Origin of the sequence: Bradyrhizobium sp. AUGA SZCCT0158, from assembly GCF_018130065.1 — a bacterium.
GTDB lineage: Bacteria > Pseudomonadota > Alphaproteobacteria > Rhizobiales > Xanthobacteraceae > Bradyrhizobium.
Genome location: NZ_JAFCME010000048.1, coordinates 1 through 19,017, shown reverse-complemented (window position 1 = coordinate 19,017; position 19,017 = coordinate 1). Strand labels below are relative to the sequence as shown.

The window sequence follows — 19,017 nt, the reverse complement described above, 5'->3', positions numbered from 1 at the left end:
GCGCCTGCTTCAAAATCGGGGAAGTTCGGGGAATGCCAGCCGGCCGCCGTGCACGTGTACGCGGCCGAGTTCGGCGCAGCGGTGCAGGGTCGGAAACACCTTGCCGGGATTGAGCAGGCCCTGGGCATCGAACGCGCATTTCAGCCGCTGCTGCTGGTTGAGGTCGATCTCGCTGAACATTTCCGGCATCAGGTCGCGTTTCTCGATGCCGACGCCGTGCTCGCCGGTGAGCACGCCGCCGAGTTCGACACAGCAGCGCAGGATGTCGGCGCCGAACGCCTCGGCCCGCTCCATCTCGCCGGGCTGGTTGGCATCATAGAGGATCAAGGGATGCAGATTGCCGTCGCCGGCATGAAACACGTTGGCGACGCGCAGATCGTATTTGGCCGAGAGGTCGCGGATGCGGGCCAGGGCCTTCGGCAGCGCGCCGCGTGGAATGGTACCGTCCATGCAGAGGTAATCAGGGGAAATCCGGCCCACCGCCGGAAACGCCGCCTTGCGGCCGGCCCAGAACAGGTTGCGCTCGGCTTCCGACGTGGAAATCTGCAGCGTGGTGGAGCCGCAGCCTTTGGCGATGGTCTCGACGCGGCCGATCAGTTCATCGACTTCGACGCCGGGACCATCGAGTTCGATGATCAGGAGCGCTTCGACATCGAGCGGGTAGCCGGCATGGACGAAGGCTTCGGCGGCGTGGATCGCCGGTTTATCCATCATCTCCATGCCGCCCGGGATGATGCCGGCACCGATGATGCGGGCCACGCATTCACCGGCGGCCTCGACCTCGGCGAAGCCGACCATCAGCGCGCGGGCGGTTTCCGGCTTCTGCAGGATCCGCACCGTGATCTCGGTGATGACGCCAAGCAGGCCCTCGGAGCCGGTGATGATGCCCATCAGGTCATAGCCTGCGTTCTCGGCCGACTTGCCGCCGATGCGCAGGATTTCCCCTGACATCAGCACGATTTCGCAGCCCAGCACGTTGTTGGTGGTCATGCCGTATTTCAGGCAGTGCACGCCGCCGGAATTTTCCGCGACATTGCCGCCGATCGAGCAGGCAATCTGCGACGAGGGATCGGGCGCATAATAGAAGCCGGCATGCGCCACCGCCTGGCTGATGGCCAGATTGGTCACGCCGGGTTCGGTCACCACCACACGGTTGTCGAAATCGATCTCGCGGATCCGCTTGAATTTGCCAAGACCGAGCAGCACGCCATCGGCCAGCGGCAGCGCGCCGCCGGACAGCGAGGTGCCCGAGCCGCGCGGCACCACCTTGATGCCCTGCTCGCAGCAATATTTCAGGACCTTGGAGACCTGCTCTGTCGTGTCGGGCAACACCACGACCATCGGCGGCTGCCGATAGGCCATCAGGCCGTCGGACTCGTAAGGCAGCATCTCGGCTGCGCTGTCGATCACGCCCTCACCCGGCACGATCCCCCGCAAGGCGGCCACAATGGCGTCGCGGCGATCCAGAACGGCCTGATCGGAAGCCGGCATCATAATGGCCATGCGTTTCCTCCAGGGCCTAGCGCGTTATCGATTTGTCGCGGTAAATCAAGCACGTCTGGGCGCATTTGGGTAGGCCACCACACCAATGTCGGATTGCCTTCCCCCCAAATCGTGAGTTCGCTCTCGGGCAAGCCTGCGAGGCCGGAACCTGTCAAAGTTTCGTGGCTTGTCCAATCGGAACGAGCCTGCCAAAAGCAATCGACCCCTAGGGAAAGAGACGAAGAGCACCACATGAAAACACCGATCTTGGGTACGCTGGTTGTTGTCACCTCATTGATGGCCGTGTCGGGCGCGCTGGCGCAGGACGTCACTGCCGGCAAATCCTCGTTCAACAAATGCATGGCCTGCCATGCGATCGGCGAAGGCGCCAAGAACAAGGTCGGGCCGGAGCTGAACGGGCTCGAAGGCCGCAAGTCCGGCACCACGGCAGGCTACTCCTATTCGGAGGCCAACAAGAATTCGGGCATCACCTGGAGCAAGGATGTGTTCCTCGAATACATCAAGGAGCCGAAGGCGAAGATTCCCGGCACCAAGATGGTGTTCGCCGGCATCAAGAACGAGAAAGAGGCGGGCGACCTCTGGGCGTTCCTTGCGCAATACGACAAGGACGGCAAGACCAAGTAGCGGCTGTCGAATATCGCGATTCCGGAGCTTCGGTTCTGACTAAAGCAGAGCCGAAGCGCCGGCTTCTGGTTTGACGCGTTCTTGACGCAACCGCTATCCCCCCGGATCAGCTCCCAGGGGCATGCTCGCTCACAAACGCTTTAATTCGCTGCGGCCGCGGTGTTCTGGGCCATTTTGCCTATCATGGCTTCGATCTCGGAGATCACGAGGTCAGGCACCGCGTTCTGCACCATGTGACCGAGGCCGGGCAGCACGATCAATTTGACGTTGGGTGCGGTCGCCGCCAGCGGCCGCGAATGGATGTCGGTCGACACCGTCTTGTCGATATCGCCGGTGACGATCGTGATCGGCGCCTTGATACTGGCATAGCGCGGCGCCTGCTCGGCAACGGCCGCCTTCAGCGTCACCAGATCGCGCGCATTGGCGAGAAACTCGCGCGGGCGCAGCAGCAGCGAGCTTGCGGTGTTTTCGACATATCCATCCGGGACCGCTTGCGGCAGAAACACGCCGCGGACGCCGGAACTGATGAGGAGTTTGCCCAGCGGCAGCGTAATCGTATAGGCCAGCAACGGGCCGATCACCGGCGTCGCGACGATCTTGTTGTAGCGTCCGACGCCGCCCGGCCACGGATAGGCCACCGGCGCCAGCATCACCATGCCGGCGACGCGCCCCGGATAATCCAGCGCCATGCGCGCGCCGAGCGCGCCCGCCCAGGAATGCACCACCAAGATCGCACGCCCGACGCCGAGCTTGGCCAGCGCCTCGTCAATCATCCGTCCCTGAATTTCGGGCGTTGAATCCTCAAGATTGGCGCGCGTGCTCCAGCCGTGGCCTGGACGATCGATCAGGATGACGCGATGGCTCTTCGCAAGCCGCTCACCCACCGGCTGGCGCATCACCTCGAGGTTCGAACTGGCGCCATGCAGCATCACGATCGGAAGGCTGGCCGAATCGCGCGGGCCGATATCGACAATGTGAAGAGTCGCGCCGGCAACCTCGACCATCCTGCCCTGGGCGGGATAGGCCCGCTGCGTCAGCCACACCCCGCCCTGCGTGACCAACGCCAGGATCACCAGCGCCGCCACGACGATCGCTATCACCATTGAAAATGTCCGAATGATCTTTGGCACCAACGAGATACGACCGGAATGGGTGCTGGTTTCGGGAGTTCTCCACAGTCCGCCCAACCCTGTGGATAGCGGGGTCATACTGCCGTCACTGGGCTTTTTATACAGTCACGCTAACACTTTCGCCATGTGTCGACGTGTTTGATCGAGGTGTGGCCGAAACCTGAAACTTGTACCCAAAATTCACAGGAACGCAGGCGAAGACCACACATTGTTCCACGGTACAATCGGAGGACCACCCATGATTTCCGACGCAAGCGAAGCGGCCATCGACCAGATCGTAGCGACCTGCAACGGCGACATGCGCGGCGCGCTGAAGGCGCTTCTGCTGGTCAATGAACAGCTGGAAGCGGAGCTGGCTCAGTTCTACGCGGCGGCAGGCCTCGACGGCATGGCGCGCGGCAGCAATGTGCTGCACTAGGACGTTACGCGAACCGGTATTGCCCCCCCGGATCAAGTCCGAGGGCCTGCTTGGCTTGAAAACGCCTCAGCCTGATCTGGTCCGACTTGTTTAGTCCGACTTGTCCTCATCCCCCGCTTCGGAGGAAGGCTGTTCTACCTTCGGGCAAGCGCTGAGGGTGGTGCGTGCGAGTTTGGCATCGTCGAGCGATCGATAGGGCCCGCTGCCGAACCAGATATTTCCGCCGACCTGCGCGTTGATCACGGGATTGCTGGTGACGATCTCGCATTTGTTGGCCGCGCGGTCGCCGACCACCCAATAGTCTGCGCCGAAAGCGCTCGTGCCGGCAGTGACAATCACCGCGCCGGCCAGCAGCAATGATTTCATGGCTTCGCTCCTGACAAGCTGACGGTCGATAATAATGCGTTGGCGGGAAACGTTCCGGCCTGTCCGGAAACAGGGTTAACCGCGACGGAGCACAGCGCTTCTGATTGAATCAGATATCGCGGCCCTCGACCTTTTCGGTCAGCGTCTTGACCAGTTCCGGCACCTTTTCGAGGTACGGGTTGACCGCGAGGGCCTTGCGGAACGCTTCCAGCGCGCGCTTTTCCTCGCCGATGTCCTGCATGATCATGCCGAGGCCGGCCAGCGCCCCGAAGTGGCGCGGTTCGCGGACCAGCACCTGCCTTATGTCCTCGAGCGAATGGGCGTAATCGTTCTTCAGGTAATACAGCGTCGCGCGCCGATTCCAGGCTTCGACATAATCGGGTCGCAGCTTGACCACGGCATCCAGCAGCTTGAGCGCGACATCGGCCTTCTGCGCGTCCATGGCCGCCTTGGCGCGCACCATCAACAGCGCCGCGGTATCGCTCGGGGTCTGCATCCACAGCGCCCAGATCCGCGCCTCGACATGCTTGGCGCTGGCCTCATCGGGCGCAGCCTTCAGCGCGCCGAACAGGAAATCCAGACCGCGCGTCCGATCGGCGCCGACCTTCGGCAGTTTGCTCGGCGCTTCCGGCAGCTTCTTTTGCTGCTTGGGCGGCGGGATGATTCGGGGATCGTTCTGGGCAAACGCCATCACCGGCACGGCTGTCATGACAGCGGCGACAACGATCGCGATCCGGCAGTTAGGAGCTTGCAGGAATCTCAAAGCCATGGGGCAAGTCTAGACGCACAAAAACGAGCTGCAAAGCAGCACGTCGTCAAAGACCTGTGAAGCGGGACGGAATCTAAGGGCGAAAAGCCGACCTCAGCCCTGACGGGCCTTGAAGCGGCGCTGCACCTTGTTGATCACGTAGACCCGGCCCTTGCGGCGGACCAGACGGTTGTTGCGATGGCGACCGCGCAACGATTTCAGCGAGTTACGGACCTTCATGGGACAATCCTGATGCGTTGAAAGGCCGTGATGGAGGCCGAACCTGCGCTACCCGAAAGTGGCAAAATGAGATTTTTCCCGCCAGCGGCCATACCGCCCGGGACGGGGCGGTTTCTAAGCCATCGCGGGGGAGAATGTCAATCAACCCTGCGAAATCCCGCCCACCTGCCTCGGGGGGCCGCTAGCCAGCTGATTCTCCAGTGATTTTTCTCGAGAATCCAGCGTCAATTAGCCCCAGAATTTGGACCCCGGCGCCAGCGCGAACCGTATAAGAGGAATCGCTCCCTTGCGTCGCCGACGACGCCTCCCCCCGCAGAATGGAACCGACCTCCTAATGACGACCCCTCCCCGGCCGACCGTCAAGACTGCGGTACTGCCCCCTGACGCCGCGATTAACCTGCCCCCAAGCGCCAGGCTGCTGCTGCCTGCCGGCGTGCTGCCGTATCAGCTCAACTGGCCCTACATTCTGGGGATCGGCGCCTACCACGCCCTGGCACTGCTGGCCTTGCTGCCAGGCTATTTCAGCTGGAGCGGCCTGATCGTCGCGATCGTGGGCACGCATCTGTGCGGGCTGTTCGGCATCAACCTTTGTTACCACCGGCTGCTCACCCATCGCGGCCTGAAATGCCCGAAATGGCTGGAGCACAGCATGGTGGTGATCGCGATGTCCTGCCTGCAGGAAACGCCGGCGCGCTGGGTCGCGATCCACCGCCGCCACCATCAATTCGCCGACCAGCAGCCGGACCCGCACAGCCCGCTGGCAAGTTTCTTCTGGGCCCATATCGGCTGGATCCTGGTGCATCAGCCGGAGCTGTCGCGGCTCGGGATCTATGAGCGCTACGCCAAGGACATCTTACGCGATCGCTTCTATGTCGCGCTGGAACGCCATAACTGGCTGATCTGGATCAATCTCATTCAGATGCCGCTGTTCTTCGCCGCCGGATTCGCCGTGGCCTGGCTGTTTGGCGCAACGCCGGCCGAAGCAACGCAGACCGGCCTCAGCATTCTCCTGTTCGGCGTCTTCGTCCGCACCGTGCTGGTCTGGCACATCACCTGGGCAGTCAATTCGGTAACGCATGTCTGGGGCTACCGGAACTATGAGACCGACGAGGACAGCCGCAACAACCTCGTCGTCGGCCTGATCTCCAACGGAGAAGGCTGGCACAACAACCATCACGCCGATCCTCGCTCGGCGCGCCATGGTCATCGCTGGTGGGAGATGGACAACACCTGGCTGACCATTCGCTTTCTGGCGTGGCTCGGATTGGCGACCGACGTGGTGCCGCCGAGCAAGCATCTCGCAAGGCAGCCGGCTGGAAGCAGACTGACGACGCGCGGCTCGACGGGCGTTCCCGAATAGGAGCCCGGACTCAAAATCGAAAACAACCCCATGCAAAGAAAGGAACCCCTTGAAAAGAAAGGGCCTCCAGCATGGATACTTTGCCCGCGAAAACATTTGACGCGACGGGCAAATCACCGGCAGGACGATATCACTGCGCAACTTTTTGAGCCATTCGGCGCGTGCTGGCCAAAAATTCCGACAATTGGATTAGGCGGTAATGTCGAGATTGTCGCCGACGCCGGGGCCAGGATCGGCGGGCGAGGCCTGCTCGGCCGCACGCGTCTCGGCCGCGATTTTCTCCGCATCTGCTTTGGCGCTGGATCTCAGGACAGTGGTCGCGATTTGCAGCTGCTTACTCTCGTCCTGAGTGGCGAGAATGCCGCTGACCATGGTCGTGATATCCATACGCGACGCTCCAACGCGGGCAGACTACCGGGCGGACGTTGCAGCCTACCGGGCGGAGGTTAATGTCTCGTGTCCTCATCGTCGCCGACGACAAACGCGCGCCCGCCAGCGCGTGGTGAAACAGAGAACCCGGTCATGTCCGCTCATCGCGCGCCTAGCGGACCTCGCAGAGTGAACCGAAGGCTAAACTGATCATTGTCCAAAAGGCTTACTACCAGCTGCTGCTAACTCGAAATGGGTAGTTTCCTCAACGAAACCGAATTGCGATTATGCAGGACAATTGCGGTGGCCGCCAAGGACGGAGCAATCGCAAATGACTATTCAATTCTGTCAATGTCCTCAGTTGCTATCGTTCTCATGGCTGGCAATGTCCAGGCCAAGAGCATTCCTGCGGAAGGCCCCGTCTCCGCTACATTCACCGCCACGCATTCCAGCCCGTGAGCCGATGTCGATCGGCATCGGCAGAGAGTGAACCAAGTACGCGCTATCTCTTCGTCCGTCAGCGGACTGCGGTGATCAATCGATCCGAGCGCATCTTGCCGAGTCTTGCGTTGTCGCACCGCTCGGACCCAGGGGTGTCTATCAACCGCTCGGTAAACGAGAAACAGCGATCTTTGATCCTTGATCAAAAGGTCATGGTGGACGATCCAACTGCCTAGTCCAGGCGCCGACGATGTCCGATCCACGATCACCAACGCCGGAGACACATTTCCGCCGAGGCATCAGGTATGCCGGCGGTCTGGTTGCAATTGGAGGGATCTATTTCGCGCTGGCAAAAGGCGGCCTCGCTCTCGCCTCCATTCATCCCAGTGCCACGCCAATTTGGCCACCAACGGGTTTCGCGCTGGCGGCGGTGCTGTTGTGGGGATATCGAGCCTGGCCCGCAATTTTTGCGGCTGCGGTGATCGCCAATGCGACGACCGCCGGCTCGGTTGCCACCGCAATTGCGATTGCGACCGGTAACTCTCTTGAAGCGGTCGTTGGCGCTTACCTGATCAATCGATGGTCAAGCGGATGTGATACGTTTTCGAGGCCAGATTCTATCGCGAAGTTTGCTCTGATTTGCTTCGTGATCGCGACACCGATCAGCGCGAGCATTGGACTGACCAGCCTGGCAACCGCCGGGTACATCGAACGAGCGAATTTCGCGAACGCCTGGGTCACATGGTGGCTGGGAGATGTGACCGGCGCGCTGGTCATTGCGCCCGTTATCGTGCTTTGGGCGTCAAGCCACTCCCATGCCTTCAACCGCAATGAATTTCTGGAGACGGCCGGCGTCCTCGTAACAGCGGCGGCTGTTGGACTCATTGCTTTCAGCCCCCTGATCGAGCAAACGCCGAGCCGGGATCCGCTGGGTTTTCTGGCGATCCTGCCAATGTTGTGGGCGGCGCTGCGCCGCGGTCCACGTGACACCGCAACGGTTGCGCTGGTGCTTGCGGGCATCACGATTTGGGGGACGTTCACGGGCGGCGGCCCCTTCACGACCGCGGATCTCAACGTTTCATTCCTGCTGGTGTTGATGTTCTTGATCAGTATTACCGTTCCAAGCTTGTTATTGAGCGCCGACGTCGAGGTGCGCAAGAAAGCCGAGGAACGTCTGCGCCGCGCGCAGATCAATCTCGAACAGAAGGTTGCAGAGCGCACGCAACAGCTGGAGCTCGCCAATGCAGCACAATCGCGCTTTTTTGCAATGGCAAGCCATGATTTGCGGCAACCGCTCCATGCGCTGGGGCTGTTCGTTGCGCAGTTGCGCATGCCGCTCAAATCGGGAGAAAGGACAAGGACGATCGAGCAGATCGATGCAACGCGAAAAGAAATGGATGAAATGTTCAATTCGCTGCTGGATATTTCCAGGCTCGATGCCGGGATCCTTACATCCAAAATAACCGAATTCCCGATCGGGCGCCTGTTGCAAAAAATCGAGATGGCGTTTGATCAGGCAACGCGAGAAAAAGGCTTGCGTCTACGCGTCAGGCGAAATGACGCCTGGGTGCGGAGCGACGCCATGCTGCTCGAACGCATACTGCTCAATCTGGCATCCAATGCTGTGCGATATACATTGCGGGGCGGGATCATCGTCGGATGCCGTCGGCGCGGTGCAATGTTGCGTATTGAGGTATGGGATACCGGCCCCGGCATTCCTGAGGATCAGAAGCAGAATATATTCGGCGAGTTTGTTCAACTTCCCGCCCCAGAACGAAACCGGTATGGCGGCCTGGGACTCGGCTTGGCTATTGTCGACAGGCTTTGCATACTTCTCAACCATCAAATCGACTTGGCTTCGACTGTGGGCCGAGGTTCGCGATTCGCAATCCTGGTTCCGATGGCCGAGGAATGCGTCACGTCCGACGAGCCAGTCGAACAACCTCATCCTGCGGCCTTTGCGGTCGAAGGAAAGGTAATTCTTGTTATCGCCGATGCTCCAGTTGTGCTGGAGGTAACGGGCGGATTGCTTGGCAATTGGGGATACTCCGTCCTTACCGCCGGATCGGACGAGGCTGCACTTACCCGACTTGCAGAGCGCCAACAACGCCCCGATCTTATCGTCTCGGATTACCACCTTGCGAGCGGAAAGACGGGGATCCAAGTTATTGAACAAATCAATGCGGCGTTTGGCTCATCGATTCCAGCCATCCTCGTCAGCGGCGATACGGCACCTGAACCGTTACGTGACGCCAAGGATCGAGGATACATTTTGCTGCACAAGCCTGTCGACCCAATGCAGCTCCGCGCTGTCATGCACGAGTTTTTCAGGGATCATGACGACAGGAGAGACACCGGGACGGCGTCATGACTGGGATTTCGGCGACAATTCCCAGCCCATTTTTCCTACCTTTATTACTGCCTCGGTGCGGCTCGTTACGCTGAGCGCCTTGAGAACGACAGTGATGTGGTTCTTCACTGTCGGCACTGCCATATTGAGGGTCCTGGCAATGGTCTTGTTGCTTTTTCCCTTCATCAGGAGCGCAAGCACTTCAATCTGCCGATCGGTCAAACCCAGACCCTTAGGAGAGTCGCGCGTCGCTGGCTTGCTTGTAGGCCGCGGAGACGTTGTTCCCTCAAGAATCTCCGAGGGAATGTAAATACCGCCGGAGAACACTAACTCGATAGCGTTGAGCATGACCTCACGTTCGGTAGTTTTCGTGATGAAACCCAGAGCGCCAAGTTTGAAAGCGCGCTTGACTGTATCTTGATCATCCGAGGACGAGAGCATGATGATAGCAATGGTCGCATAGCGGTCACGGAGTTCGCGGAGGACAGAGAATCCATCTCGATCAGGTAAATTGATATCAAGCAAAATGAGGTTGATGTCGGGATTTTCCTCGACGATGTGCATTGCCTGATCGCCGTTCGAAGCTTCAAATATGGCGGCTTCTCGCTTCAGTTGCTTCAGGACAGCGTGCAACGCGTCGCGAATTAATGCATGATCGTCGACAATAAGAACTTTCATGAAAAGCTCTCCGTTTCCCATTGCACGGAGATCCATTGAAAAAATCATACACCCGCCTTCGGGTCTCTGGCGAGGAAGAAGACTGGCTCCGAAACCGTCCTCCGTCCCAGGCCGTTAGGCACTCAAGGTAGAAGCCGAATGCCGCTGTGTGCTGAAATAGAAAGCACCGGTAGGCGCACGGTACTTTGATACTAGGACCTAGGAAGCTCTCTGTGTGGGCCTCTGGCTGATTGACGCGCCATGCCGGTGAATGATGATCGTCAAAGACGGCGCCAGGAGGCTCTACCAAGCGCCGCCATATGATCGTTATCGCGATAGCTTTCGTCGCTAGGTTCAGCGTCGTTACGATCCGGCCGTGCGGCGGCGTTTGTTGTCAGATCGGATCCTCTTGAAGCGTGCTCGCATGCAGGACGGGCAATCAGATGCATGATCGAACTGCCACCCTGAAGCCATTGGCAGGCGCGCTGCCGGAGCTGGAAGACTACGGCCGCGATCTGCGCATTGATGCCTGCCGCGGCATCGCGCTCTGGTGGATCTTTCTAGACCATGTCCCCAACAACATCGGGAGCTGGGTGACGTTGCGCAACTACGGCTTCAGCGATGCCGCGGAAGTGTTCATGTTCATATCGGGTCTGACCTGCGCACTGGCCTACGGCAAGGCCCGGTCGAGCGGGGGCTGGACCGGCTTGATCGGCCGGACGCTGTGGCGAAGCTGGGATATCTATGTCGCATTTCTGCTGCTCACGCTCGCCTGCGCCATCATGGTTCACCTCGCAGGCAGTGGCCGTCTTGCCGACGAGAGCAATACGCGCATTCTGTTGGAACAGCCCGGCGTGACGCTCGCACACGCGGCGATCCTGCAATACCGCCCCGTCAACACCGACGTCTTGCCACTCTTCGTGCTTTATCACCTGTTGTTCGCGCCACTGCTGTGGCTGCTGCTGCGGGCGCCGAACGCAACGCTCGGCACGTCGCTGTTGCTTTACGCACTGGTGCACGTCTTCGGCTGGTCCATTCCGGCATGGCCGAGCAGCCACTGGTACTTCAATCCGCTGGCCTGGCAGCTGCCTTTTGTGCTTGGCGCGTGGTGGATCATCGAGGGCAAGAGATTCCGGCCGTGGGTGACCTCACGCGCCGCGCTTGTGGCTGCCGTTCTCTATCTGGTGTTCAGCCTCATCATCGCATTGAGCTGGAGCATCAAACCGCTGGAAGCGCTGATCCCGCAGGCGCTGGTAGCGCTGCTCTACCCGATGGACAAGTCGAATCTCGATCCATTGCGACTGCTGCATTTTTTTGCCCTTGCGGTTCTGGTGGTATGGTTCGTGCCTCGCAATTGGCGAGGGCTGACGACGGCGGTGATGCGCGGCGCCACACGCTGTGGCCAGAATTCGCTGCCAATCTACTGCCTCGGCGTTCTGCTGACGCTCGCCAGCCACCTGGCGCTGCTTCACATCTCGGAGGGGTTGCCGATGCAGATCGCGCTCAGTGTTGGTGGCGTCCTGGTGATGATCGTGGCCGCGACGCTGCTGAACTTGATCAAGATCAAACCGAGCCAGCAGCCGCACGCGAAGCCCGCCGACATGCCCGTCGAGCAGCCAGCCAAGTTTGAGCTGGTCATCAATCTCAAGACAGCCAAGGCGCTCGGCGTTGACATTCCGCCCACTGTTCGCCCGGGCCGACGGGGTGATCGAATAAAGATGCTGTTTGCTCCGGTGCGCGAGTCCGACTGCGGCGCTGATCCAGTGCCAGCAATCGCGCACGCTTTCGGATCACCAGCGAAAAATGTGGGTCAGGATGTGAATTAGAGCTGTGGAGCCTGCCCCTTATTCTTCCGGCCATCGTACAGGAGCCTAGGCCATGACTTCCCACCCAAGGACCCACAAGGGAGCGGTGCTGATCGCGGCGTACGTGATGTTTTTCTGCGTAGCAGCATTACTGTCGGTCAACCTGACATCACCCACCAGCGCCGCGCTCGGCGCTGACTGGCAGTGCAGCCGGTTTGCGCTCGTATTCACGACCTGCACCCCGGTGCGTGCACACGAGACCGTTTCCACTGACGTGCGCAAGCGGACCTAGTAGCGAGCGCTATAAACCTTCGTATTGTTCCGCGACACCTTGAGATACCCGACGTTTACCTACGTCCAATTGAGCCGCCGATCGCGATCAGTTAGCTAGGGGGTGCGGTAGCGCTCCTCGCGCTATCGCTGCCCTCCTTGGGCGTTTCCTCCCTAGACTCGGGCCGCTTGCGCCAACGCAGGCGGCCTTTCTTTTTGTGCATGCCGTTACATCCGCAACAATTCCCCGCCAGCACAGATTCCAATCCACAACCCGGCCGTGGTGCTACGAGCGTCCTGATTCAGGAGTGCACACCCTAATTCGGAAACTCGACCATCGCTTCCCCGGTCGCGACCTTCTCGCCCGTCTGGTTGCGCACCATGACGTCGATCAGCACCCAGCGCGAGTTCTTGGTCACCTGCTTCGACTTGATGATGCCGGTCGGCTGGATGGTGTCGCCGGGCTTCACCGGCTTGACCCATCTTGTTTCGAGGCGACGGTGGATGGCGCCGGCCGGATAGGCCCAGTCGGTCAGCATTCGCGAGATCACCCCGAAATTGTTCATGCCGTGCATGATGATGCCCCCGGGGCACGAGGACAAAATGGTCCGTCGTCACGGTCCAACATAGCGCCGTTAATGCTGTGACTTTACCTCCGCTTTCAGCGGCATAGCAGACATGGTCAGACCTGCCGCTGGTTCACCCCTGTAGCGAATGAACCAAGGCAGACATCGGCCTCCTCAATTTTCATCAGGGGATGAGTGCCAATTCTCACAGCTGCTGGCCGCAAAGTAGGTAGGCCTAACCTTGGTCTAGGCTGTTCTCCGGGGAGACGCGTGAGTTCATCACCGTTCTTGGACGCGGAGGGGGAGAGGGATTATAATCGAACCTTCCAACTGCGGCGCAACTTAGCCGAGCAAACCGCCTCTGGAAATGGCTCAGGCAAGATTGTTCGACCTTTCGTCCCAAGACCTGAAGGTCACAACCAGTGAGAATGACGCCATCGCTGTGCCAGCATCACAAGAGTCGAAGGGGTCGATCAAAACCTATACGTGGCGTAAAGGTAGGTGAAGTCTACATCTCGGCCCCCCGCCATTTGCAGGACCCTGGCGGGATCGAAGTGGACGTAGCCGAGACCGGTCTCGACATGACGATCCACCTGCCAGGCGAGATCGATAGAAAATTGACTGCCGGTGAATCTGCCGGGTTGGCCTGCCGTTCCGGCCACGGGGACGCCGGCCCCGGTATAAATCGCGTCGGCGGTGGTGGCGCGCCACAGAAAGCCATAGCCCAGCGTCAGCTGGAGCTTCTCCATCGGAGTGAAAGACAAGCTCGGCTGCAGGTTCATGACATTCGAGGGCCCAAGGATTGCAGCTTGGTTGAAATATGCCAGCTTTGGGAAGAGTGCGTTCAAGGTCCCCAGCGTGGCGTCGTGCAAATTCTGGTCTCCGCTCCCGATATCGGCTTTCAACCCAAGCCGGACTTTCCAGCCTGCAGGGTCAAACGTGTACCCCGTGTCGGTCGAGACACCCCAAGCTCGGATATTTTGATCCGCGAAAGTCCCGAACTGGCCAAGTACCTCCCAATCCCAGTCCCACCCCCCAGCCGAGCCGAAGAAGCGTGAGCCGATGGTTTGTCGTCGTTCCTCCCCCCGCCCCGCTGCGAAGAGCGCCTGTTTATTTTCGAACCCCAGATAGTAGAGGTCGTGCTTCCCACCAGAAACGAAGCTCGCCGGTGTCGTGGCGTAGACGCCCCAGAAAGCCTGCCTCTGATCCGAGGGATCGTCGAAGATGCCGGCCTGATGCTGAACGGGGCGCGTGACGAAGGCGTCGACGCTGACGCCCTCAATGGCGCCACTCAGACGCGCTCCATCAAAGCTGCGGCGTACGTTCGGGGCATCCCGGATCGCAACCAGGCGCTGTGAGCCGTACGCCATCTCCTGGCGCCCTAGACGGAGAATCGGGTCCCGGTCGGCACTGAACGGCAGTCGAAAATCGACAAACGCCTGCTGAAAATCGAGCCGGTCGAGATAAGGAGGCGCTGCGGCGTCCTTCCAGGGGGCAAGATGATTGCCGACCTGAACGAACGCGCGAAAGTAGTCGCTCGCGTGCAAGTCGGCGTGCAAGAGAAGTCGGTGTAAGAGATAGCTGTTCGGCCCTTGACCCTGTAACCCAAGATTCGGGTGCGAGTAGAATTCGAAGCGCTCGCGGAGTTCGCCGCCGAGGCTGAGATACCAAGCAGGATCCGAACCCATGGGGATATATTTGATCGGGTCCCAGATGTCCGTGCGCTTGGTCGGATCCTGGAGATATCTGTAATCTTCCTCGAAGCGGAAAAGCTTGTAGGGGGGTGGCATATCCTGTTTCGGCGGTTGCTGCGCATAAGCGATCGAGGCAGAGCCCAGAACGAGCAAGCAGCAGGGTAGTTGTAGTGCTTGACGACCGTCCATGTCAGTCTCCTTGGCACTCGATTTTCCCCGATCTGTCGTGCGCAGATCCTAACCACCGATGATCTCCAGCACAGCCTCAGCGCTAAAAACTTTCGCCTGCGTCTCGCTGAAGCCAGTCCGCAGGCTTGCGACCATCGGCCCTCCTAGTTCTATGCAAGGCGGGCCAGCATGTGGGCAAATTCGATCTGCTCCACATTCCTCGCGCCGTTCGCATTGAATTCCTGAATGTGAGCTCCCTCAGTGTGATGCTTGTGCTGAGCCTCGGGTGACGCCCAATGCTCTACGAACACGAAGCGGCGGGGATCGCTTTGGTCAACGAAGAGTTCGTAGCGGAGATTGCCCTCCTCACTCCGTGAAGGCTCGACGACGGCGATCAGATCACGCCGCAATTCATCTTCCTTTCCCGCTTTCGCGTGCAGCGCAACCACCATGAACAATTCGCTCATGTTTGAGGTCCCTCTTTCTGCTGGACAGCACATTGGCCGAAATGGCATCCCGGCTTTCACTGCCGGGATGCCATAACCGGTTTGTCATGCCGCACGGTCATACGAGAACTGGATGCCTGCGGTGCCCCCGGTTTCGATAAACAGGTTCATGAAGGCGGGGACCGTCTCCTTACGCGACCAGTCACGCTGCAACTCGCAGAAGAGTTGCGGTACGCTGATCATCTTGCCACCCGCCTGCTCGATCCGCCGCAGCGCCGCCTCGTGAGCCATGACGGATGTGCCCCCGACCGCGTCAGCGACGACATAGACCTCATAGTTTTCAGCCAGCGCGTCGATTGCGGGAAAAGTCAGGCAGGCTTCCGTCCAGAGAGCCGTCATGATCAGTTTTTTCCGTCCCGTTGCCTGCACCGCCTGACGAAATTCGACGTCTTCCCACGAGTTGATCGTGGTCCGGTCGATGGTCGGGATCCCCTTCAGCGCCTGTTGAACCTGCGAGATAGGCGGCTTGTTGAGCCCGGTCTTTACGTTCACCGTCGAATGAACGATCGGCAATTTGTAAGCGACGGCCGCCTTACACGCACCAACGACGTTATTGATGAGGAGCTGCCGGTCCATCGATGCAATCGAGTTCACCTGAACCGGCTGATAGTCGATGATGATGAAGGCAGAGTTCTGTGGCGTTAACAACCGATCCTTGGCGGGATCGCGAATGGTTTCACTGGTCATCTTGTCCTCCTTCAATGCTCGCGTCTACGGCCAGACGTCTGTCCGAATGTTGGGCGGTTGCGAGCCCAATCCGCCCGGTGAAAGTGCTCCAATCAACGCGCCCTGACGGCGGCTCGCCAGGGCGCCAGTTCATTTAGGCTGCGCGCTGCGAATCCAGCTGTTCGTGGTCCACGGCGACCTGTTGAGCCTTTGTGTAGCTTTCGATCAGCAGCTGATAGGGCGGGAAGATCTTCGTGTAGACCTCGGCCCATTCTTTGGCGTCGTCGCGGTGCCATGTCTTCTGCAACTCCGAAGCGACCGCAGCGGTGTCCATCGGCACGACACCGGCCTGGACAACACGCATCAGCGTGATCTCTTCCGCCATCTTCGAATAGGTCCCCGAGGCATCGACCACAGCGAACACTCTGTAGCCCTCGTGCACCGCGGCGATCGACGGGAACGCCATGCAAACACTGGTGATGGTGCCGGCGATGATCAGTGTCTTGCGGCCGGTGGCCTTGACCGCTGCGACGAAGTCCGGATTATCCCAGGCGTTGATTTCGCCTTTGCGCGCCACGTATTTGGCGTGCGGCGCATTCTCATGAATTTCAGGGATCAGCGGCCCATTCGGCCCCTGCGGCACCGAAGCCGTGGTGATCACCGGCATCTTGCACAATGTCGCCATTTTTGCGAGCGCCGCAGCACGCAAGCGCAATTCCGGAAACGGCATGTCGCCAACAGTTTGAAAGAGGCCACTCTGGTGGTCGATCAGCAACATAGCGGAATCATCCGGATCTATGACCGGTCGTTTGCCTTCGAAGTTGGCAGGACTTGCAATCGTGCTCATGACTTTCCTCCTTGGTTACAGGTCATTTTGCCCATGAGAGTCTCACGCTGCTGCGCGAGCCGAGCCGAAGGGCCGGCAGGCAGGGTCGGACTTCGGAATGGCTTAGACGTCGGCGCGGATCGCGCCAAACCTCCCGCTCTGAAAGTCGGCTATCGCACGCCTGATTTCGTCCTCGGTGTTCATGACGAAGGGGCCATACATGACGACCGGCTCGTCAATCGGCTCGCCGCTCAGGATCAAGACCGTCGCATCACTGGTGGCTTCCAGAGTCACATCGCCACCCCTTTGGTCAAGCAGCACGAACTGCGCCTCACTCGCGCTCTCGCTTCCATTGACGAGAACCGTGCCACGCAACACCGCCATGCCGACGGTGTGCCCCTCCGGCAAGGCAAGAGCTGTCCTGCCGCCCTGGCCCAGCCGCAAATCCTAGACGTTGATCGGCGTGAAAGTCCGCGCCGGTCCCCGGCTGCCCTGATACTCGCCTGCGATCACCCTAAGCCGACCCGCACTATTTGGCAAAGCCAAAGCAGGGATGTCTCGGTCGAAGAGCGTCTGGTAGCCCGGCTCAGCGTCTTTATCCTTGGCGGGCAGATTTACCCAGAGTTGGACCATCTCCAACGTCCCACCCTTGCGCGTAAACTCTTGCGAATGGAACTCCTCATGCAGGATGCCGGACGCCGCCGTCATCCACTGCACGTCACCCGGCCCGATCACGCCGCCTTTGCCCGTCGAATCGCGGTGCTCAACCTCGCCCTGATAGACGATGGTGACCGTCTCAAATCCGCGATGCGGGTGCTCCCCTACGCCGCGCGGCTTTTGCGCAGGCGAAAACTCCGCCGGGCCGGCATAGTCCAACAGAAGGAATGGGTTCACATGCTGGCCGTGGCTCGCGTTCGAGAACATCGATCGCACTGGAAAGCCGTCGCCCACCCAGTGCGGATTGGGACTTGCATAAACTCCGAGAATTTTTCGCATAGGAACCCTCCGTCCAAGGTTTCGAGCGCTCGTTTCCTTGCGATAGAGGATAGGAGCGCGACAAACCCTCGAATAGCCGGCATAATCGAGTCGCTATGTCCTATTGGGGGGACAATGGGCAACGATGCAGGACCTCAACGATCTCTATTTCTTCGCTCAGGTGGTTGAGCATAACGGCTTCGCAGCGGCGGCGCGGGCGCTCGGCATGCCGCGCTCAAGGCTCAGCCGGCGCATCGGCCTGCTCGAGGACCGTCTCGGCGTCCGTCTGCTCCAGCGATCGACGCGTCGTTTCACTGTCACGGAGATAGGCCTGGAATATTACCGCCATTGTGTCGCCATGCTGGTTGAAGCCGAGGCGGCGCAGGACGCGATCGAAAGAGCGCGCGCCGAGCCGAGGGGAATCGTTCGGTTAAGCTGTCCGTCATCGGTGCTTTATTTTCAGGTCGGTGACATGGTGGCGCGGTTTATGGCGTCGTGCCCGAACGTCGAAGTCCATCTTGAAGCCATCAATCGACCGGTCGATGTGATCCGCGAAGGATTCGACATCGCGATCCGGGTACGCTTCCCGCCACTGGAGGAAAGCGACCTTGTCATGAAGGTGCTTGCAGAGAGCACGCAACGCCTGCTGGCCAGCCCCGCGGTGATGAAGGACCTTTCCAGGCCGCTTGTGCCAGCCGATCTCAGCAAGCTTCCGACTCTTGCCTGGGGTCCGCCGCAACAACAAAAAGACTACGACTGGGTCCTGGATGGGCCGAACGGAGCCACGGCCCGGATTCCTCACCAACCTCGCTTGATAACGGAGGACATGGTTACCCTGCGCCTAGCGGCCCTGCACGGCGTGGGCGTGGTACAATTACCGACCATGATGGTGACAAAAGACCTTTCCGACGGAACATTGATCGACGTGTTGCCGGGATGGTCCCCTCAGGCGGGCATCATCCATGCCATCTTCCCGTCGCGCCGGGGTCTGCTTCCCTCAGTTCGTGCGCTCCTGGATTTTGTGGCAGCTGAATATGCGATCCTGAGCCGAGCGGAGAGACAGCAGCAGCAGCAATGGTGAGGATCTTCTCTACCGATTCGTCGCCACCGCCTCTCGTTGCTGAGATCGGCGACTGGAAGGCGCGTTGGGACGCGGCGTGGCTGCTTGGATTGGGTTGGGGCCGAAGCAACACACCACCCGGCGGCAAGGACAACAGCACCACCAAGGGCGATCGATATTTGCGATGGCTGCTTGTCTCCGATTGTGTTGAAAAACTCGACTGTTGAAGCCGAAGGAGATCGCTGATTCATTTCCCCTTGGTGGGTGGAGACTTG

20 protein-coding genes and 1 pseudogene are annotated in these 19,017 nt (G+C 59.9%); 8 read left to right on the top strand and 13 right to left on the bottom strand.

The annotated features are described in order from the left end of the window. Positions 1–9: 9 nt before the first annotated feature. The gene (locus tag JQ574_RS33910) at positions 10–1,503 is read right to left on the bottom strand and encodes an FAD-linked oxidase C-terminal domain-containing protein (RefSeq protein WP_212209605.1); all 1,494 of its coding nucleotides are present in this window, start codon (positions 1,501–1,503) and stop codon (positions 10–12) included. A 231-nt stretch (positions 1,504–1,734) separates the two neighbouring features. Between JQ574_RS33910 and JQ574_RS33905 the strand changes: the two genes are divergently transcribed. After that, a complete protein-coding gene (locus JQ574_RS33905) occupies positions 1,735–2,127 on the top strand; it encodes a cytochrome c family protein (protein ID WP_212209604.1) in 393 nt (130 codons plus the stop codon). A 140-nt stretch (positions 2,128–2,267) separates the two neighbouring features. Here JQ574_RS33905 and JQ574_RS33900 read toward each other — a convergent pair whose 3' ends face one another. Next, positions 2,268–3,230 (bottom strand): alpha/beta fold hydrolase, encoded by a 963-nt coding sequence (locus JQ574_RS33900; RefSeq protein ID WP_212209603.1) that lies wholly within the window; start codon positions 3,228–3,230, stop codon positions 2,268–2,270. 265 nt (positions 3,231–3,495) lie between these two features. Here JQ574_RS33900 and JQ574_RS33895 point away from each other — a divergent pair, with 265 nt between their 5' ends. Next, the gene (locus tag JQ574_RS33895) at positions 3,496–3,675 is read left to right on the top strand and encodes a hypothetical protein (RefSeq protein WP_211993733.1); all 180 of its coding nucleotides are present in this window, start codon (positions 3,496–3,498) and stop codon (positions 3,673–3,675) included. A 90-nt stretch (positions 3,676–3,765) separates the two neighbouring features. Here JQ574_RS33895 and JQ574_RS33890 read toward each other — a convergent pair whose 3' ends face one another. From JQ574_RS33890 to ykgO, 3 genes are all read right to left on the bottom strand, one after another. After that, positions 3,766–4,041, bottom strand: a complete 276-nt coding sequence (locus tag JQ574_RS33890) for a hypothetical protein (RefSeq protein WP_212209602.1) — start codon at positions 4,039–4,041, stop codon at positions 3,766–3,768. Positions 4,042–4,150: 109 nt separating this feature from the next. After that, the gene (locus JQ574_RS33885; protein ID WP_212209601.1) at positions 4,151–4,810 is read right to left on the bottom strand and encodes a tetratricopeptide repeat protein; all 660 of its coding nucleotides are present in this window, start codon (positions 4,808–4,810) and stop codon (positions 4,151–4,153) included. 93 nt (positions 4,811–4,903) lie between these two features. Continuing rightward, positions 4,904–5,029: a type B 50S ribosomal protein L36 gene (gene ykgO / locus JQ574_RS33880; RefSeq protein ID WP_002718645.1), complete on the bottom strand. Its 126-nt coding sequence runs from the start codon at positions 5,027–5,029 to the stop codon at positions 4,904–4,906. A 334-nt stretch (positions 5,030–5,363) separates the two neighbouring features. On the opposite strand from ykgO, the gene JQ574_RS33875 reads away from it, so the two are divergent. Next, the gene (locus JQ574_RS33875; protein WP_212209600.1) at positions 5,364–6,389 is read left to right on the top strand and encodes a fatty acid desaturase; all 1,026 of its coding nucleotides are present in this window, start codon (positions 5,364–5,366) and stop codon (positions 6,387–6,389) included. 189 nt (positions 6,390–6,578) lie between these two features. Here the strand turns inward: JQ574_RS33875 and JQ574_RS33870 are convergent, their stop codons facing one another. Beyond that, complete coding sequence (locus JQ574_RS33870; protein ID WP_212209599.1) at positions 6,579–6,776, bottom strand: hypothetical protein; 198 nt, start codon at positions 6,774–6,776, stop codon at positions 6,579–6,581. 673 nt (positions 6,777–7,449) lie between these two features. On the opposite strand from JQ574_RS33870, the gene JQ574_RS33865 reads away from it, so the two are divergent. After that, entirely contained in the window at positions 7,450–9,570 is a 2,121-nt protein-coding gene (locus tag JQ574_RS33865; protein ID WP_212384211.1) for an MASE1 domain-containing protein, read from the top strand. On the opposite strand, the gene JQ574_RS33860 is transcribed toward JQ574_RS33865, so the two are convergent. Further along, positions 9,565–10,227: a response regulator transcription factor gene (locus JQ574_RS33860; RefSeq protein WP_212209597.1), complete on the bottom strand. Its 663-nt coding sequence runs from the start codon at positions 10,225–10,227 to the stop codon at positions 9,565–9,567. The genes JQ574_RS33865 and JQ574_RS33860 overlap by 6 nt on opposite strands. 422 nt (positions 10,228–10,649) lie before the next feature. Between JQ574_RS33860 and opgC the strand changes: the two genes are divergently transcribed. Further along, positions 10,650–12,032: an OpgC domain-containing protein gene (opgC, locus tag JQ574_RS33855; protein ID WP_212209596.1), complete on the top strand. Its 1,383-nt coding sequence runs from the start codon at positions 10,650–10,652 to the stop codon at positions 12,030–12,032. A 52-nt stretch (positions 12,033–12,084) separates the two neighbouring features. Further along, positions 12,085–12,303, top strand: coding sequence for a hypothetical protein (locus JQ574_RS33850; RefSeq protein ID WP_212209595.1), 219 nt, complete (start codon positions 12,085–12,087; stop codon positions 12,301–12,303). Between the two features lie 295 nt (positions 12,304–12,598). On the opposite strand, the gene JQ574_RS33845 is transcribed toward JQ574_RS33850, so the two are convergent. From JQ574_RS33845 to JQ574_RS33820, 6 genes and pseudogenes are all read right to left on the bottom strand, one after another. Continuing rightward, complete coding sequence (locus tag JQ574_RS33845; RefSeq protein WP_212209594.1) at positions 12,599–12,856, bottom strand: MaoC family dehydratase; 258 nt, start codon at positions 12,854–12,856, stop codon at positions 12,599–12,601. A gap of 464 nt (positions 12,857–13,320) precedes the next feature. Beyond that, positions 13,321–14,730 carry an alginate export family protein gene (locus JQ574_RS33840; RefSeq protein WP_212209593.1) on the bottom strand — a complete coding sequence of 470 codons (1,410 nt, stop codon included), beginning with the start codon at positions 14,728–14,730 and terminating at the stop codon, positions 13,321–13,323. Positions 14,731–14,879: 149 nt separating this feature from the next. Then, the gene (locus tag JQ574_RS33835; protein ID WP_212209592.1) at positions 14,880–15,176 is read right to left on the bottom strand and encodes a putative quinol monooxygenase; all 297 of its coding nucleotides are present in this window, start codon (positions 15,174–15,176) and stop codon (positions 14,880–14,882) included. Between the two features lie 84 nt (positions 15,177–15,260). Continuing rightward, positions 15,261–15,902 carry a hydrolase gene (locus JQ574_RS33830; protein WP_212209591.1) on the bottom strand — a complete coding sequence of 214 codons (642 nt, stop codon included), beginning with the start codon at positions 15,900–15,902 and terminating at the stop codon, positions 15,261–15,263. 133 nt (positions 15,903–16,035) lie between these two features. After that, on the bottom strand, positions 16,036–16,719 hold the full coding sequence (locus tag JQ574_RS33825; protein ID WP_212209664.1) for a hydrolase: 684 nt from the start codon (positions 16,717–16,719) through the stop codon (positions 16,036–16,038). Between the two features lie 111 nt (positions 16,720–16,830). Then, positions 16,831–17,703 (bottom strand): annotated as a pseudogene (locus JQ574_RS33820) (pirin family protein). A gap of 124 nt (positions 17,704–17,827) precedes the next feature. On the opposite strand from JQ574_RS33820, the gene JQ574_RS33815 reads away from it, so the two are divergent. Both JQ574_RS33815 and JQ574_RS33810 read left to right on the top strand, forming a co-directional pair. Continuing rightward, positions 17,828–18,763, top strand: a complete 936-nt coding sequence (locus JQ574_RS33815; RefSeq protein WP_212209589.1) for a LysR family transcriptional regulator — start codon at positions 17,828–17,830, stop codon at positions 18,761–18,763. Then, positions 18,757–18,969 (top strand): hypothetical protein, encoded by a 213-nt coding sequence (locus tag JQ574_RS33810; protein ID WP_212384210.1) that lies wholly within the window; start codon positions 18,757–18,759, stop codon positions 18,967–18,969. The genes JQ574_RS33815 and JQ574_RS33810 overlap by 7 nt, the downstream gene beginning before the upstream one ends. Positions 18,970–19,017 lie beyond the last annotated feature (48 nt).

What these genes read in the sequence shown, in the direction of transcription:
- JQ574_RS33910 (WP_212209605.1), bottom strand. Translation starts at nt 1,503, where the DNA reads ATGGCCATTATGATGCCGGCTTCCGATCAGGCCGTTCTGGATCGCCGC.
- JQ574_RS33905 (WP_212209604.1), top strand. Translation starts at nt 1,735, where the DNA reads ATGAAAACACCGATCTTGGGTACGCTGGTTGTTGTCACCTCATTGATG.
- JQ574_RS33900 (WP_212209603.1), bottom strand. Translation starts at nt 3,230, where the DNA reads ATGGTGATAGCGATCGTCGTGGCGGCGCTGGTGATCCTGGCGTTGGTC.
- JQ574_RS33895 (WP_211993733.1), top strand. Translation starts at nt 3,496, where the DNA reads ATGATTTCCGACGCAAGCGAAGCGGCCATCGACCAGATCGTAGCGACC.
- JQ574_RS33890 (WP_212209602.1), bottom strand. Translation starts at nt 4,041, where the DNA reads ATGAAATCATTGCTGCTGGCCGGCGCGGTGATTGTCACTGCCGGCACG.
- JQ574_RS33885 (WP_212209601.1), bottom strand. Translation starts at nt 4,810, where the DNA reads ATGGCTTTGAGATTCCTGCAAGCTCCTAACTGCCGGATCGCGATCGTT.
- ykgO (WP_002718645.1), bottom strand. Translation starts at nt 5,029, where the DNA reads ATGAAGGTCCGTAACTCGCTGAAATCGTTGCGCGGTCGCCATCGCAAC.
- JQ574_RS33875 (WP_212209600.1), top strand. Translation starts at nt 5,364, where the DNA reads ATGACGACCCCTCCCCGGCCGACCGTCAAGACTGCGGTACTGCCCCCT.
- JQ574_RS33870 (WP_212209599.1), bottom strand. Translation starts at nt 6,776, where the DNA reads ATGGATATCACGACCATGGTCAGCGGCATTCTCGCCACTCAGGACGAG.
- JQ574_RS33865 (WP_212384211.1), top strand. Translation starts at nt 7,450, where the DNA reads ATGTCCGATCCACGATCACCAACGCCGGAGACACATTTCCGCCGAGGC.
- JQ574_RS33860 (WP_212209597.1), bottom strand. Translation starts at nt 10,227, where the DNA reads ATGAAAGTTCTTATTGTCGACGATCATGCATTAATTCGCGACGCGTTG.
- opgC (WP_212209596.1), top strand. Translation starts at nt 10,650, where the DNA reads ATGCATGATCGAACTGCCACCCTGAAGCCATTGGCAGGCGCGCTGCCG.
- JQ574_RS33850 (WP_212209595.1), top strand. Translation starts at nt 12,085, where the DNA reads ATGACTTCCCACCCAAGGACCCACAAGGGAGCGGTGCTGATCGCGGCG.
- JQ574_RS33845 (WP_212209594.1), bottom strand. Translation starts at nt 12,856, where the DNA reads ATGCACGGCATGAACAATTTCGGGGTGATCTCGCGAATGCTGACCGAC.
- JQ574_RS33840 (WP_212209593.1), bottom strand. Translation starts at nt 14,730, where the DNA reads ATGGACGGTCGTCAAGCACTACAACTACCCTGCTGCTTGCTCGTTCTG.
- JQ574_RS33835 (WP_212209592.1), bottom strand. Translation starts at nt 15,176, where the DNA reads ATGAGCGAATTGTTCATGGTGGTTGCGCTGCACGCGAAAGCGGGAAAG.
- JQ574_RS33830 (WP_212209591.1), bottom strand. Translation starts at nt 15,902, where the DNA reads ATGACCAGTGAAACCATTCGCGATCCCGCCAAGGATCGGTTGTTAACG.
- JQ574_RS33815 (WP_212209589.1), top strand. Translation starts at nt 17,828, where the DNA reads ATGCAGGACCTCAACGATCTCTATTTCTTCGCTCAGGTGGTTGAGCAT.
- JQ574_RS33810 (WP_212384210.1), top strand. Translation starts at nt 18,757, where the DNA reads ATGGTGAGGATCTTCTCTACCGATTCGTCGCCACCGCCTCTCGTTGCT.